General features: G+C 71.0%; 11 protein-coding genes. 5 read left to right on the top strand and 6 right to left on the bottom strand.

Annotated features, from left to right (window positions below):
- The first annotated feature begins 165 nt into the window (after positions 1–165).
- Positions 166–1,395 (top strand): amidohydrolase, encoded by a 1,230-nt coding sequence (locus tag AB0F40_RS25660; RefSeq protein WP_357474636.1) that lies wholly within the window; start codon positions 166–168, stop codon positions 1,393–1,395.
- Positions 1,396–1,416: 21 nt separating this feature from the next.
- On the opposite strand, the gene AB0F40_RS25655 is transcribed toward AB0F40_RS25660, so the two are convergent.
- A complete protein-coding gene (locus AB0F40_RS25655) occupies positions 1,417–2,463 on the bottom strand; it encodes a proline racemase family protein (RefSeq protein ID WP_357474633.1) in 1,047 nt (348 codons plus the stop codon).
- Positions 2,450–3,562 (bottom strand): alcohol dehydrogenase family protein, encoded by a 1,113-nt coding sequence (locus AB0F40_RS25650; protein WP_357474631.1) that lies wholly within the window; start codon positions 3,560–3,562, stop codon positions 2,450–2,452. The genes AB0F40_RS25655 and AB0F40_RS25650 overlap by 14 nt, the downstream gene beginning before the upstream one ends.
- 234 nt (positions 3,563–3,796) lie before the next feature.
- Between AB0F40_RS25650 and AB0F40_RS25645 the strand changes: the two genes are divergently transcribed.
- Positions 3,797–4,270 carry a hypothetical protein gene (locus AB0F40_RS25645; protein WP_357474629.1) on the top strand — a complete coding sequence of 158 codons (474 nt, stop codon included), beginning with the start codon at positions 3,797–3,799 and terminating at the stop codon, positions 4,268–4,270.
- 48 nt (positions 4,271–4,318) lie between these two features.
- Here the strand turns inward: AB0F40_RS25645 and AB0F40_RS25640 are convergent, their stop codons facing one another.
- Both AB0F40_RS25640 and AB0F40_RS25635 read right to left on the bottom strand, forming a co-directional pair.
- On the bottom strand, positions 4,319–4,615 hold the full coding sequence (locus AB0F40_RS25640) for a hypothetical protein (protein WP_357474626.1): 297 nt from the start codon (positions 4,613–4,615) through the stop codon (positions 4,319–4,321).
- The gene (locus tag AB0F40_RS25635) at positions 4,615–10,848 is read right to left on the bottom strand and encodes a polymorphic toxin-type HINT domain-containing protein (protein WP_357474623.1); all 6,234 of its coding nucleotides are present in this window, start codon (positions 10,846–10,848) and stop codon (positions 4,615–4,617) included. The genes AB0F40_RS25640 and AB0F40_RS25635 overlap by 1 nt, the downstream gene beginning before the upstream one ends.
- A 205-nt stretch (positions 10,849–11,053) precedes the next feature.
- Between AB0F40_RS25635 and AB0F40_RS25630 the strand changes: the two genes are divergently transcribed.
- Complete coding sequence (locus tag AB0F40_RS25630; protein WP_357474620.1) at positions 11,054–11,920, top strand: SDR family NAD(P)-dependent oxidoreductase; 867 nt, start codon at positions 11,054–11,056, stop codon at positions 11,918–11,920.
- A 46-nt stretch (positions 11,921–11,966) separates the two neighbouring features.
- Here AB0F40_RS25630 and AB0F40_RS25625 read toward each other — a convergent pair whose 3' ends face one another.
- Complete coding sequence (locus AB0F40_RS25625) at positions 11,967–12,458, bottom strand: ACT domain-containing protein (RefSeq protein ID WP_357474618.1); 492 nt, start codon at positions 12,456–12,458, stop codon at positions 11,967–11,969.
- Between the two features lie 65 nt (positions 12,459–12,523).
- Between AB0F40_RS25625 and AB0F40_RS25620 the strand changes: the two genes are divergently transcribed.
- Positions 12,524–13,216 carry a winged helix-turn-helix domain-containing protein gene (locus tag AB0F40_RS25620; RefSeq protein WP_357474616.1) on the top strand — a complete coding sequence of 231 codons (693 nt, stop codon included), beginning with the start codon at positions 12,524–12,526 and terminating at the stop codon, positions 13,214–13,216.
- A 71-nt stretch (positions 13,217–13,287) separates the two neighbouring features.
- On the opposite strand, the gene AB0F40_RS25615 is transcribed toward AB0F40_RS25620, so the two are convergent.
- Complete coding sequence (locus tag AB0F40_RS25615) at positions 13,288–13,746, bottom strand: helix-turn-helix domain-containing protein (RefSeq protein ID WP_357474613.1); 459 nt, start codon at positions 13,744–13,746, stop codon at positions 13,288–13,290.
- Between the two features lie 92 nt (positions 13,747–13,838).
- On the opposite strand from AB0F40_RS25615, the gene AB0F40_RS25610 reads away from it, so the two are divergent.
- Positions 13,839–14,696: an SDR family oxidoreductase gene (locus AB0F40_RS25610; RefSeq protein WP_357474610.1), complete on the top strand. Its 858-nt coding sequence runs from the start codon at positions 13,839–13,841 to the stop codon at positions 14,694–14,696.
- Positions 14,697–14,820: the final 124 nt, after the last annotated feature.

Genomic DNA, 14,820 nt, shown 5'->3' with positions numbered 1-14,820 from the left:
AGAACGTCAGGAGGTCGGTAGCCCGGGCTGCCGACCTCCTGACGTTCTACCGACCACGTGCTACCGACAACCCGGCGGCGCGCAGGTCGCGCTCGCCGGTGGGATCGTTGGCGCATGACGACTCCCCCTGCGGTGCCCGGAACGGTCCTCGCGCCGCTGGCCGCGATGCGGCAGAGCCTTCGCGAGACCTACGTCGACCTCCACAGCAACCCAGAGCTGTCCTACCAGGAGCACCGGACGGCGTCCCTGGTCGCCGAGCGGCTCGCGGCCCTCGGCTACGTGGTGCACTCGGGCATCGGCGGGACCGGTGTCGCCGGGGTGCTCGTCAACGGAGACGGCCCGTGCGTCCTGCTCCGCGCCGACATGGACGCGCTCCCGGTCACCGAGGACACCGGCCTGCCGTACGCCAGCACGGTGCGCGCCACCACGGCGGACGGCGTCGAGTCGGGGATCATGCACGCGTGCGGGCACGACGTGCACGTGACCGCGCTGCTCGGTGCGGCCGACGTGCTGGCCACGGGCCGGGCCGCGTGGTCGGGCACGCTCGTCGTCGTCTTCCAGCCCGCCGAGGAGCTGGGCACGGGCGCCCGCGCCATGGTCGACGACGGCCTGTACGACCTCGTGCCCCGCCCGGACATCGTGCTGGGACAGCACGTGGCGCCCGTCGCGGCGGGCCTGCTCGGGGTGCACGGCGGCCCGGCGTTCGCGGGCACCGACCAGCTCGGCGTCCGGCTGGTCGGCCGCGGCGGTCACGGGTCGCGGCCCGAGACCACCGTCGACCCGGTGGTGCTGGCCGCCTCCACGGTGCTGCGGCTGCAGACCATCGTCTCTCGGGAGGTGGCGGCCGGCGACGCCGCGGTCGTCACGGTGGGCATGCCCCAGGCGGGCACCAAGGAGAACATCATCCCCGACGAGGCCTACCTCGGGCTGAACATCCGCACCTTCGACGAGGCGGTGCGGGCGCGCGTGCTGGCCGCGGTCGAGCGGATCGTGCAGGGCGAGGCGGCCGCGGCAGGCGCGCCGCACCCACCGCAGATCACACCCGGCGAGTCGTTCCCGCCGCTGATCAACGACCCGGCAGAGACCGAGCGCACCAGGGGCGCCCTGGCCGCCCACTTCGGCGCCGAGCGGGTCATCGACCCCGGCCCGGTGTCGGGCAGCGAGGACGTCGGCGTGCTCGCCACCGCCGTCGGCGTGCCGATCGTGTACTGGCTGCTCGGCGGCTGGGACCCCGCCGCCTTCGAGGCGGCGGCCCGGGCGGGCACGCTGGACGAGGACATCCCGTCCAACCACTCGCCCCGGTTCGCGCCGGTCCCCCACCCCACCCTGGAGACCGGCGTCGAGGCCCTCGTCGTCGCCGCCCTGGACCGCTTCGCGGCTCCGTCCGGCGGCTGACTGCTGGACGTCTGGACGGCCCTACGCCGCCGACCGGGGCAGGAGCACGTGCGCGAGGTCCGTCGGGTCCACCAGCGGGTCGTCCAGGTCGACGGTGACGCGGGAGTGCGCGATCAGCCGGGCCCGGCCGGTGATCGTCGAGTGCAGCGCCGCGTAGTCGCCCACGCGCGCCTCGTTCAGCACGGTGCCGACGAACCTGCTCCCGCGCGGCGAGATCGTCTCGAGCGACTCCCCCTCGTGGATCTCGCCCCGACGGGCCATCAGCGCCAGCCGCGCGGAGGTACCCGTCCCGGTGGGGCTGCGGCACAGCACGCCCGGGTGGACATAGGTGGCCGACGGCGACTCCAGCTTCCCCGCCGCCATGGTGCGCACCGGGCCCATGAAGTGGGCGAACGGCAGCGGACCGACCTTACCCAGCTCCGGGTGCTCCTGCCGCAGGTCGGGCCGGGCTGCGCGGACGAAGGCGTCGCCGAACGCGGTCAGCGCGATCTGCTCCTCGGCGGTGATGCTGAAGCCGTGCCGGGACGCGTCGATCATGGCGTAGTACGCGCCGCTCCACACCAGGTCGAACTCCACCCGGCCGTAGTGCGGCACCTCCACGCTCAGCCCCTCGTCCGCCACGTACGCCGGCTCGCCCTGCGTGGTGATGGACTCGACCCGACCGGCGGTGACCCGCGCGGTGATCAGGGCCAGGCCCGCCGGAGACTCGAGCACCACGTTCTGCAGGCCTTCCTCCATGGGGATCGCCCCGCTCTGCAGCAGGGCCGTGGCGGTGCAGATGGTGTTGGAGCCCGAGTACAGCGGGTAGCCCATCGCCTCCATGATGATGTAGCCGGCCTGCGCCCCCGGGCGGCTCGGCTCGACGATCAGGTCGATGGACATCGCCGGGTCGCCGTACGGCTCGGACAGCAGCAGGCGCCGCAGGCCGTCGCCCTCGTTCTGCAGATAGCGCGCCTTCTCGAGCACGCTCGCCCCCGGCAACGGCTCGACGCCGGCGATCACTATGCGGCTGACGTCCCCGCCGGACTGGGTGTCGATCAGCTCCAGCGTGCACTCACGGTGCTGCATGGGGGGCTCCTACCTCGTCCCAGTGGCGGTCGGGGACGACGACCAGCTTTCCGATGTACGTCTTGTCCATGAACGTGCTCTGCGCCTGGTGAAAGTCGGACAGCTTGAAGGTGCGGTCGAGCAGCGGCTTGATCTCGCCGTTCTCGATGTAGCGCACCAGACGCCGGAACGCGGTACGCGTGCCCTGGGAGGAGCCGTGCAGCTCGAGCTGCTTGAGATACATGGTGCGCAGGTCGAGGTTGACCACCGGCCCGCCGATGGCACCCGCGGTCGTGTACCGGCCCTCGGGTCGCAGGATGCGGAGCAGGTCGTTGAACATCGGGCCTGCGACCAGGTCGGCCACCACGTCGACCGGGCCGTCGACCACCCGTTCGACCTCGGCGACCAGGTCGGGCGCGTCGCGCAGGACGACGTCCTGGGCGCCGATCCGACGCAGCGCGTCCTCCTTGCCCGCGCTGGTGACGGCGTACGGCACCGCCCCACGTACCCGCGCCAGCTGGATGATCGCCGACCCGACGCCGCCGGAGGCTCCGGTCACCAGGACCCGCTCGTCCTGCCCGAGCCTGGCACGGTCGAGCATCTGCTCGGCGGTCAGGTAGGCGCAGCAGAACGTCGCCAGCTCGGCGTCGGCGATCCCGGACGTGATCTCGTAGGCGTTCTCCGACGGCACCACGACGTACTCCGCGTAGCCCCCGTCGCGACCATGGCCGATGTAGTCGATGTCCGCGAGGCTGTCGTCGCCCTCGGGACGGTTGTAGATGCTGAAGTCCACCATCACGCGCTGCCCGATCCGCTCGGTCGGCACGCCCTCCCCCACGTTGACGATGCGGCCGACCGTGTCCGTGCCCTGGATCCGGGGGAACGTCAGCGTGGACCGGCCGCGCCGCCACGTGGACACCTCGGCGGCGTCGGTCTCCGTGCCGTAGGCGCCCTCGCGCACCCACACGTCGGTGTTGTTCATGCCGCAGGCGTGCACGTCGATCAGCACCTCGCCGGCGTCCGGCGTGGGCGTCGGCACGTCGTCCCGATAGACCAGCTGGTCGAGACCACCGTGGCCGACGAGCTGCACCGCCTTCATCACCTCAGGAATCGCTGCCATTTTTCGAGTCTAGGGGCGCGAGTTCCTGCGTCGCACCCGCGCGAACTCGGCGCGTCACGCCGCCCGCCGAGCCTGGGCGGGCGCCCTGCCGGCGTCGCCCCGCCGCCGGAGCCCGATCAGGTGCAAGGTCCGCCTCGAACATGCGATCCGGCACGCTCTCGGCCGTCTAAGCATGCCTGATCGCATGTTCGAGGCGGACTTCTCAACCGGTGCTCGGCATGGTTGGCTTCGGCCGTGGAAATCATCGTGACCAGCGTGGTCGCCGTCGTCGGAACGCTGCTCGGATCCTTGGCGACGCACTACTTCCAGCGGCGGAACCGGGCCGACGCCGAGCGTTTCGAACGCAACGAGCGCCTGCGCCAGGAGCGGGTCAGCGCTTATACCTCGTTCGGCGGCGCGCTCGTCAGCCTGCGCCGGGCGCAGGTCGACCGCTGGTACGCGGTCCACGAGGAGCGCCAGAGCGCCGACCCCGACGCGATCCGCTACGAGACCTACCGGCTGCGGACGAACGCGCTCGAGGCGATGTTCCGGGTCCAGCTCGTCACCGAGTCCAGGGAGCTGATCGAGCTGGCGCAGCAGGCGATCGACAGCGTCGACCGACTGTCTCTACGCACGCCCGCCGAGGAGTTGAAGGACGCCCGCGACGTGTCCCGACAGGGCATCTTCGACTTCGTCGAGGCCGCGCGGGCGCACGTGGAGGTGGCGTAGTCCGGGTCGGTCGCACCACCCAATCCATGTGGAGAATCAAGGTCAGGACTATAGACCAACAGTTTCTCCTGCCAGACCATGCAGTTCATATGCGGCTGCCATGACCCGATCCGCTGCTTCTCCTTCATAGAGTGCAGCATTGGCCTCGGTTGCAGGGAATATGTCAATGATGACATTGACCCCGAGGCGGGGAATGCAGTCCAGCCCGTCCCAAGCAACCGCACAGGCGCTCAGCGCGGACTTGAGCGCGTCAAACGCATCGGCGTCGAAGCCGGGGCCCATCCTGAGCGACCCGTCGAATGCAGACCATGCCTCGGCAAGCCGGGTCAGTGGATCTGTGACCATCAGGGGCCTCCCCTCACCCAACTAATTGCATCGGCCGGAATAATACCCGTGAGCAGAACTTCCTGCGATGACTTGGTCCGATTAATCGCTGTAAATCCCCTGACGCCGTGTGCCGCCCGCCCTGCGTCCGTCGAGAGATCGAGTATCTGGGACGGATCGAGCTTACTGAGATCGATAGCGACCACTCTCGGCCCGGACCACTGCGAATTCAGCGCAACGTCACTGCTTCGCGTCGTCGAGATGAACTGAGACCTCCAGCCGGGCTTGCTGCCATGGAGGACGTGGCCCGCAGGCTTATACCCCGCAGTCGGATCCTTGGCGACCAGTCCCATCGCAGGATCTTCATCTGCCCGGAGGTTCCGGTAGACCTTGCAGTTGTGGACCAGTACCGCCACACTGCTGTGGTCCGCAGCCACGTAGTACGTGTGGTCCCAGTCCACCGTGAGGTTGTGCACCACCGTGCGCTGGTGCTCGACCTTGACTTTCGCGACCTGGGCCCACGTGCCGGCACTCGTCTTGAGCCACTCGCCGGACCGGAGGTCGATCGCGTCGACCCAGGTGCGCTTCTCGGGGTTCCAGAACGGGTGCTCGTCCGTGGCGACGATCTTCTGGTTGTCGCCGTCGTCATCCCGGATGGTCACCGTGACCAAAGTCTTCTCACCGCCGCCGGTGATCTGGGCGGTGACGAGCCGTGAGCCCGACCGGTCACCGGTCTCCTCGTCAGCAGCCAGTACCTCGTCGCCGGGTTCGAGGTCCTCGATCCGCTTTCGGCTTCCGTCCGCGAGCAGAACCAGCGTGCCGGGCAAGAAGCTGTTGCAGTCCCCCTTACCCGTCGTGGTGGCCTTCTTCTTGTCTGCCTGCGCCCGCGCCTTCGCCTTTGCCTCAGCGGCCAGCCGCTTGATCTTGGCGTCCGCCGCCGCCTTGGCCTTCGCCGCCTTGGCGGCGGCCTCCCGCGCGGCCTTCGCCGCAGCCGCCTTCGCCGCCTCCGCCGCCTGTTTCGCCTTCTTGGCGCCGGACAGGATCTGCTTGGCCCACTTGAGCTCGCTGGAGAAGGTCATCACGGCCTTGCCGGCCTTGTAGATGGCCTCGCCGATCTTGGCTGCCTTGAAGATCTTGCCCCACGGCAGTGCGCCGACCACGAGCATCACGCAGGCACCGAGGTCGCCGTCGAGGCAGTCCATGAGGTCGTTGATCCCCAGGAACTCCATGAGGATCTGCCCGCCGGCCTCCAGGATGACGTCGAGCATCGACTTCGACTGGAGCTGCTGCGCCTGCGCGATCTCCTCGGCGCTCGGTCCCTCCACCTCGGCGCCGGGGTCGTTGGGGTTGGAGGTGGTGCTACCGCCCGTCGGCCCCTCCAGCTCCCGTTCGCCCGTCGGGTCCGTGTAGACCAGCGGGTTGCCGCCCGCGAACGCGTACGGCGAGGAACCGATCGGTTGGGCGCCGGCCGGGTCCCTGGTCGAGAACCGCCCCGTACCCGGGTCGTAGTTCCGGGCGCGCATGGCGTAGTTGCCCTCGCCCGTGGTCGAGTCCTGGTACGCACCCTGGAACTGCATCGGGTTCTGGATCTCGGCCGCTGGTTCGGCTTCCGCGGACGCCGGGCCCTCCGAGGCCCCGCCGTCGGCCGCGACCGCCGCACCGCCGCCCGCCTCCTCGGCAACAGCCCCCGCAAGAGTCTCGCCCTGCCGCGGGTTGCCGAACGGGTCGTAGTCGTAGCCCTCCTCGACCTTCCCGTCCGCCGACAGCATGTTCGCCACGCCGCCCAGCCAGTCGTGGGTGTAGACGTGCGCCCCGCCGTGCGTCTCCAGCAGCGCCAGCGGCTCGTCGGTCGGCCCATAGGCGAACGCCTGCCGGCTCATCACCGCCCCGCTCGCGCCGGTCACCGTGTCGACGGCGATGTTCTCCAGCGACCCGTTCGTGTCCCAGGCCCAGTGCCGCGTCTTGGCACCGGCCCCGATCCCCGAGATGGCGTCGAGGCGCATGCGTGTCGCGTCGTACGTGTACCGGGTGACCACCCCGTCGACGTTCGCCTCGGCCAGCGTGTTGTCGAGGTTGTACTCGAGCCGGTCGTCGCCCGCACGCGTCTGGTTGCCCAGCACGTCGTACTCGTACTCCTTGCGCTCGAGACCGTCCTTGCCGATCACGAGCTCCCGGACGAGCTGGCTCGCGTCGTCGTACGAGTAGCGCGTCACGTCGTGGCCCGCCGAGCCCGACCGCCTCTGCTCGGTCCGGTTGCCCAGCAGGTCGTACTCGTACGAGATCCGGCCGGCTTCCTTGCTGTGGCGGTCGCACTCCTGCGCCGCGTAGCAGGCATCCGTCACCCGGTTCGCGTCGTCGTACGCGTAGGCGACGGCCTCCGTGACCCCGCCGCGGGTCGTCTGCACCTGGGTCGGGTTGCCCACCGGGTCGAGCGTGAGGTCGAACGCGGACACCGGGTCCTGCACACCCTCGACGGGCTCGCCCGTGCGCTCGGTGCCGATGAACGTGAGCCGGCCGGCGTCGTCGTACTTCCGCTGCTCGGTGAGGCCCGTCGACGCCGGCAGGGTGGTCGCCGTCCGGCGTCCGGCGACGTCGTACGCGTACTCCCACTTCGCGGTGCTGCCGCCCGTGGAACCGCCGGACGCCGTCGTGGAGGCGAGCCGCGAGTCGTCGTCGTACGTCGAGGTGATCCGGGTGCCGTCCGGATACGTCCGCTCGGTGATGTTCCCGCGCTGGTCGTACCCGTAGGTGAAGGTCTCGGTGGCCTGGCCCGGCTCCTCGCGGACCACCTTGGTGATCTGGTCCTCCTCGTCGTACGTCACCGTGCGCACGCCCAGCGGGTCGCCGTACGACGTCGTCCGGTCCTTCGCGTCGTAGCCGTAGGTGTACTCCGGCCCGGTGGAACCGACCTGCTGGCTGGTCAGGCGGCTGCGGAGGTCGTACTCGGAGACGATCGTGCGCTCGACCCGCTCCGCGGCGGACAGGTCGTCGAGGTCCTCGCGCCGGTCCGTGGTGATGGTCGAGACCGGGTTCGACTCGGCGTCGTACCCCAGGTGCGCGGTGCGACCGAGCGGGTCGGTGCTGGTCGCGGGGCGGCCGGCGTCGTCGTACGTAATGCGTGAGCGCCCGCCCTGCGGGTCGCGGACGCCGACCACGCGGCCGTCGTCGTCGTAGGTGAGCACCGTCGCGAAGGCCTTGCTGAAGATCGGCAGCCTCGGCGCGTCCGGCTGCCGCACGTGGCTGATCTGGTCGTCTTCGCGGTAGGCGTAGTAGGTGGTCCCACCACGGGCATCCGTGAGCTCGGTGGGCCGGCTGTTCGCGTCGTACTTCGTCGACGTCGTGTTGCCGAGCGGGTCGATCTCCTTGGTCCGGTTGCCCGCGAGGTCGTACTCGAACCGCGTGGTGAACCGGTCCTTGTCGGCGCCCTCGACGTTGCCGCGCGGCTCCGTGAATGCCGCGAGCAGCCCGTCGTCGGTGTACTCGAAGGTCGTGATGCCGCCGGTCGGGGAGGTCTCCTTGATCTTGTTGCCCGCCGCGTCGTACTGGGTGCGGGTCATCTTGCCGCCCGAGTCGGTGCGCTCCGTCTGCCGGCCGTTCTTGTCGTACCCCATCGTGGTGGTACGGCCCTTGGTGTCGGTGACCGAGTCGACCTGGCCCGTGTTGCTGCGCTCGAAGCTGGACGTCTTGTTCAGCTCGTTGATCGACGCCGTCGTGCGGTCCAGCGCGTCGACCTTGATGTCCCGGGTCGTGTACCCGCCGCCCGGGTACGGCATGCGCATCCGGATCGGGTTGTCGTTCGCGTCGTAGAAGTATTCGGTGGTGAAGTCCGCCTTGTTCGCGCCCGGCACGTTGCCGCCCGGCGAGGTCACGGTCTTGACCAGGCCCTTGGCGTCGTACGTGTACGACGTCGTCAGGTCGTCGCCCTTCATCCGCACGCTCTCGGACGCGCGTCGCCCGGCGTCGGTGTAGTCGAAGGTCACGACCCGGCCGCCGCCCTCGACCCGCGACTGCAGGCCGTTGTCGAGGTAGCGCGTCCGGGTGACGGTGCCCTCGGGCGAGATCTGGTGGGTGAGCCGGCCGACGTCGTCGTACACCGTGCGCCAGTCGCCGTGCTTGCCGGGCTCCTCGACACGGACCACCCGGTCCTGCTCGTCGTAGTGCGTCTGCGTCGTGTAGTGCCGCCGCTCGCGCGGGTCGGCGGTACCTCGTGGGTCCGTGGCCGCGACCTGGCGACCTGTCCGGTCGTAGAACAGCTCGCTGCGGCGGCCCTCCGGGGAGACGACGGCGGACAGCAGCCCGGCGTTCTCCTCGCCGTCCGGCAGGTACTCGTACGTGGTGACCTTGTCCCGCTGGTCCGTCGTCGAGATCAGCAGGCCCCGGTCGTCGTAGGCGTGCTCGATGTCGTTGCCCTCGGCGTCGACGCTACGGACCAGCTCGTTGAACTCGTTGTACGTGTTCTTCCAGACGTTCCCGTTGGCGTCCGTGTACTCGATCGGGTTGTTCCGGTCGTCGTACTTCGTCTTCTCGTCGAATCCCTGCGGCGCCTGGGCACGGGTGGGGTTGCCCCGCGCGTCGAACTCCACGACGTGCTGGTACTGGTTCCCGTTGACCACGAGGTTGCGGTCCAGGCGCCGGTTGTAGCGGTGGTTGTCCGCGTCGCCCGTGCTGCGCTGGCTGTAGATCAGGACGTTGCCGTGGTAGCCGTCGTAGATGGAGATGTCGTCCGCGTCGGTGGTGCGCGCCTCCTGCTTGTCGGCGTCCCACGCGAACGCCATCTCCGCGCCGACCCCGTCGCGCTGCGTGACCACGCGCCCGTCGGTGCCGTACTCGTTGTGCACCGCCACGACATCGTGCGGGTCGACCACCTCCGCGAGGCGGCCCTCGGCGTCGTACCGGTACTGCCACTCGTTCCCCCGCGCGTCCTCGACCTCGGTGAGCAGGCCGTCGGTGTACTCGAACCGCACCTTGCGGCGGTCCGGGAGGGCGAGCTTCTCGATCAGCCCGTCCACGAGGTGGGCGACGGCGGTGCGCCCGGAGGCGTCGGTGATCTCGATCTCGTCGCGGTCCTCGTCCCTGCCCCGGTCGTCGACCTCGACGTAGGCCAGCCGGACGCCGTCGTCCCGCGGGCTGAGCACAGCGGTGAGCCGGCCCGCCGCCCCGAACTCGTACGTCACCTGCTGCGGCGTGACCAGCTGCCAGCCGGCCCCGTCCCGCTTCAGGTCGGAGCGCACGCCCGGCGGGCGCGTGTATCCGTCGCCGTCCGGGGTGTAGACCGCCTCGGCGCCGTCCTCGGCGCGCACGATGACGCCGTCGTCGGTCTCCGTGACGCGCATGTCGTAGGACCACGCCCAGCCGACGCCGAACGGGCCCTGGCGGTTGTTGGCCGAGGAGTACGTGCGTGCGCTGGCGAACGGGATGCCGAACGACGCCATCTGCATGTCGCGCTCGACCCGTACGAACGCGCCGGTGCCCGTGTTGACGCCCACGCCGCGCTGCGCCTGCCCGACGGCGGTCGGCGCCAGCGCGTTCTCGCACCCGCAGCCGGCGGCCTGGTCGTCCGGGATGCTCGGCGGCAGGATCGTCGCACGCGGCCGGGCCTCGCCCGACGGCTCCGAGACCACCTCGTCGCCGCCCGGCAGCACGGCAGCGACCGTCACGAAGTAGTTCTTGTCCTCGTCGAGCTCCCAGCCGTCCTCCGCGCCGAAGCTGCGGCAGAACTCGGCGCTGCCGCAGAACCGCGGCCCCTCCAGCTCCGCACGGGTGAGCCGCACCGACTCCTGCTCGGTCTGGTCGCCGCCCTCGTACAGCCGCACGACGGCGTGCGTCCAGTCCGGGTCGACATCACCGTCGTCGAAGTAGAGGACCACCGACGTATCGCCGAGCAGGAAGCCCGGACGCAGGTCGAGCTCGCTGAAGCCCGCGGCGGCGTCGAGCTGCCGCACCGGTGAGGTGAGCGTGCGCCACTCCCCCGCGGCGACAGCGGCGGGCTCCCCGCCGGACGTCACCGCCTCCGGGACCACCGGCGGGCGCTCGTCCTCCGGCAAGGCCGTGGACCGCCGCACCCCCTCCGGCATCGGCCGGTCGGTCGGTCCCTGGCCTGCCGCGGCCTGCGGCACGTCCGGAGCGGCCTGGGCCGACTCCTGCGGTGCGACGGCGATCAGCAGCGATGCCGCGAAGCCGACGGCGACCGCTGAAGCGAGCCAGCGCCGTTCCAGCCGGGTGATCACAAGGTGGTGCGCACGTGCTTCGGACATCGCCAACCCCCATGTTGGTGAGTTTCCTGAGCAGTAACCCGAGATCGAGTGTGATCAGCCTGAACGGATCGGACAACTGGTTTTGTATCCATTTCTGATACTTGTGCATTCAGTTGCCACGAAACGTGCAGGTCAGGGTGCTGCGGGTAGGCTGAAAACTCGCTGAAGATCGGTTGGTGCTCGATGGTCGGGCATGCTGTGCCCTATGGACAGCGCACCCGGCTCGGACACCCCTCGGGGCCCCAGGACCATCGTCATCACGGGCGCGAGCGACGGGATCGGTGCCGCCGCGGCCCGCCGGCTGAGCGCGGACGGCCACCGCGTCGCCGTCGTCGGACGCAGCCCGGACAAGACCGCGAAGGTCGCCCGTGAGCTCGGCGTGGACCACTTCGTCGCCGACTTCACCCGGCTGGCGGACGCACGGCGCCTGGCCGCCGAGCTCGACGACGCCTACCCCCGCATCGACGTCCTGGCCAACAACGCGGGCGGCATCCTCGGCGACCGCACCAAGACCGTGGACGGCCACGAGCGGACCTTCCAGGTCAACCACCTCGCGCCGTTCCTGCTGACCAGCCTCCTGCTGGACAAGCTCCTGGCGAACCACGCGGCGGTCGTCCAGACCTCCAGCATCGGCGCGCGACTCTTCGGCCACCTCGACGTGGACGACCTCGACCACGACAACGACTTCACGCCCCACCGCGCCTACGGCACGGCCAAGCTGGAGAACATCCTGTTCACCACGGAGCTGCACCGCCGGTTCCACGACCAGGGCCTGTCGTCGGTGGCCTTCCATCCGGGCGTGGTCGCGACGAGCTTCGGCGCCGAGAGCACGAGCTTCTTGCGGCCGCTCTACCAGAGCCGCATCGGCAAGCTGTTCCTGACCACGCCCGAGCAGGGCGCCGCCCAGCTGGTCCGGTTCGCACAGCGGGAACCAGGGGTCGACTGGCAGTCCGGCGCGTACTACGAGAACCACCGCGTCGCCCGGCGGGTCAACCCGCAGGCGCGCGACGCCGACCTCGCCCGCCGGCTGTGGGACCGCTCAGCGGAGCTCGTCGGCGTCCCGGCGCGCTGACCCGCGCCGGGACGCCTTGAGCCGATCCACGGCCCGGCGCGCCGCATCAGCCGAGCCGACGGCTCCGCCAGCGCGCTACGACCTCCCGGCAGGCCGCGACGTCCTCGTCGGCGACCAGCAGCACCAGGTTGCCGACGTGGTCGCTGTACTGGACCAGCACGTTCACCCCGGCGTCGCCCAGCCGCCGCGCGAGGCTGCCGAGCTGCCCGGGTGTCTCCTGGTCCAGGCTCGCGAGCTCGACGTCACGCACCACGGACGGCCCCAGCCCGGCCGCGGTGACCGCCCGGAGCGCGCGGGCGCCGTCGTGCACGAGGTAGTGCGCCATCGCGTGGCCGTCATGCGTGAAGACGCCGCCGCCCTCCAGGCTCACGCCGGCCTCGCCCAGGGCCTGGCCCAGGTCGGCGAGCGCTCCGGGGCGGTCGGGGAGGTGGACCTCGAGGTCCTGCATGGGGCGCCCGCCGGAGGGCTGGCTGGGGCTGGTCGGGCTGGGGCTGGTCGGGCTCGGGCTGGTCGGGCTCGGGCTGGTCGGTCGGGTCATGGCCAGAACGTAGGCCGGGAACGCTTCGGTGGACGCCGAAATGTCCCGGCCGTACGGTCGGCCTCATGACCAGGGACCGGGACTTCACCGCCGTGGGCAGGGCACTGTCGACCCCTGCCCGGTCCACGTTCCTGAACCTGCTCATGGACGGCACCGCGCGGCCGGCCGGCGAGCTGGCGCAGACGGCCGGCGTGAGCGCTTCGACCGCGTCGGAGCACCTGAGCGTCCTGGTGGACGCCGGCCTGGTGACCTGCCAGCACCGCGGGCGGCACCGCTACTACTCCCTCGCGGGGGGCGAGGTCGCCGCGGCACTGGAGTCCCTCGGCGTGCTCGCCGACGCCGCGCCCGTCTCCGGCTTCCGGCGCAGCCGACGGGCCGAGTACCTGGCCGCCGCGCGGTTCTGCTACGACCACCTCGCAGGGCGGCTCGGCACCGGCCTGACCGACGCCTGGGTCCGGTCCGGCTGGCTCGCCGGCCGGGACGAGCTCGCCCTGACCGACGCCGGCGCCGTCGGCCTGCGGGAGGTCGGGGTGGACGTCGACGGCGCCGTCGCCGCCCGGCGCGCCACGACGCGGGCGTGCCTCGACTGGACCGAGCGGCGTCCCCACCTGGCGGGGGCGCTGGGCTCGGCGGTCGGTTCCCGGTTCCTCTCCGCTGGATGGGTCACCCGGCACCGGTCCGGCCGGGGGCTGGACGTCACCGCGGCGGGACGGGAGCTGGCCCGTACGGCGTGGGGCCTCGACCTGACCGGCGCCTGACCCGGTACCGGCGCGTTACCTGACCTGGTAGCTGACCGGCCCGCCATGCCTGCCCGTGCTGCCGGGGTGGGTCAGCGGTCCGAGCCGCCGTCGTCCGCGTCGCCCGCCACCTGGGGCGACCAGGCGCCCTCGGCGGCCGTGGCCTCCAGGAGGTCGGCGAGGGCACGCAGCCTCTGCGCCACCCGTACCCCGAGCGGCGTCAGCGAGTACTCCACGCGGGGCGGGATGGTCGTGACGACGTCGCGCGTGACCATGCCGTCCCGTTCGAGGGCCTGGAGTGTCTGGGACAGCATCTTCTCGCTGACCCCCTCGACACGACGGCGCAGCGCGTTGAACCGGTAGCCGCCCTCACCGAGCGCGAGCAGGGCGAGCGAGGCCCACTTGGACGTCACGACCTCGAACGCGGCCCGCGAGGTGCAGCCGCGCGCGAAGACGTCGGTCACCAGCTGCTGCGGTGGTCCGGCGGTGGGGCCGGAATCCGGCGGGTCGGCTGGATCTGGGTCGGCGGGATCCAGGTCGGCGATGCTCACGACCCCAGGGTACCGCCACGCGCTCGGAATATAGTGTACTTTCGATTCGTTAGTGCTAGCTGATCGCAACCACCAAAGCTATGGAGAGTGTCATGACCGTCTACGCCGTCACCGGAGCCACCGGACGCCTCGGCCGCCTCGTCGTCGAGGAGCTCCTGTCCCGCGGTGTTCCCGCCTCCGACCTGGTCGCCGTGGTCCGCACGCCCAGCAAGGCCGCCGACCTCGCCGAGCGTGGGGTCCAGGTGCGCGAGGGCGACTACTCGCGCCCCGACTCCCTCCCTGGGGCCCTGGCCGGCGTGCAGCGCCTGCTGCTGATCTCCGGCAGCGAGCCGGGCGGTCGCGTGGCCCAGCACACCGCGGTGGTCGACGCCGCGAAGGCCGCCGGCGTCGAGCGCATCACCTACACGAGCATCCTGAAGGCGGACGACACCAGCAACCCGCTCGCGGGCGAGCACCAGGCCAGCGAGCAGGTGCTGCGCGCGTCCGGCATCCCCGTCACCCTGCTGCGCAACGGCTGGTACACCGAGAACTACACCGAGCAGCTGGAGCAGTACCTCCAGCGGGGCGAGATCGTTGGCGCAGCCGGCGGTGGCAAGGTCTCGGCCGCCTCGCGAGCCGACTTCGCGGCAGCGGCAGCGGCAGCGCTCCTGGCCGACGGCGAGGGCGACGTCGTGCACGAGCTCGGCGGGCCCGCGTTCGACTTCACCGAGCTCGCCGCGACGATCAGCGACGTCACGGGCACCAAGGTGGCCTACCGCGCCCTCTCCGTGGCGGACTACGAGGCCGAGCTGCAGCAGCACGGGCTCGACGCAGGCACCGCCGGGTTCGTGGCCGCCATCGACGCCTCGATCGCCGCGGGCGACCTGGAGACCGGCAGCGACGACCTGGCCCGCCTCCTGGGCCGCCCCGCCACCCCGCTGGCCGACGTGGTCCGCGCCACCCGCGCCTGAGCCCCGGCCCCGGCCCCGGCCCCGGCCCCTGCGGCCCTGGTCCCTCCAGGACCGCGCGCTCGACAACGGTGGGTGCCGTCGTCTGGCTACACTCCCATTTTTAGCACTCTGGGACTGAGAGTGC

Source organism: Promicromonospora sp. NPDC023987, assembly GCF_040639055.1.
GTDB lineage: Bacteria > Actinomycetota > Actinomycetes > Actinomycetales > Cellulomonadaceae > Promicromonospora.
This window is presented reverse-complemented; position numbering and strand designations above follow the sequence as displayed.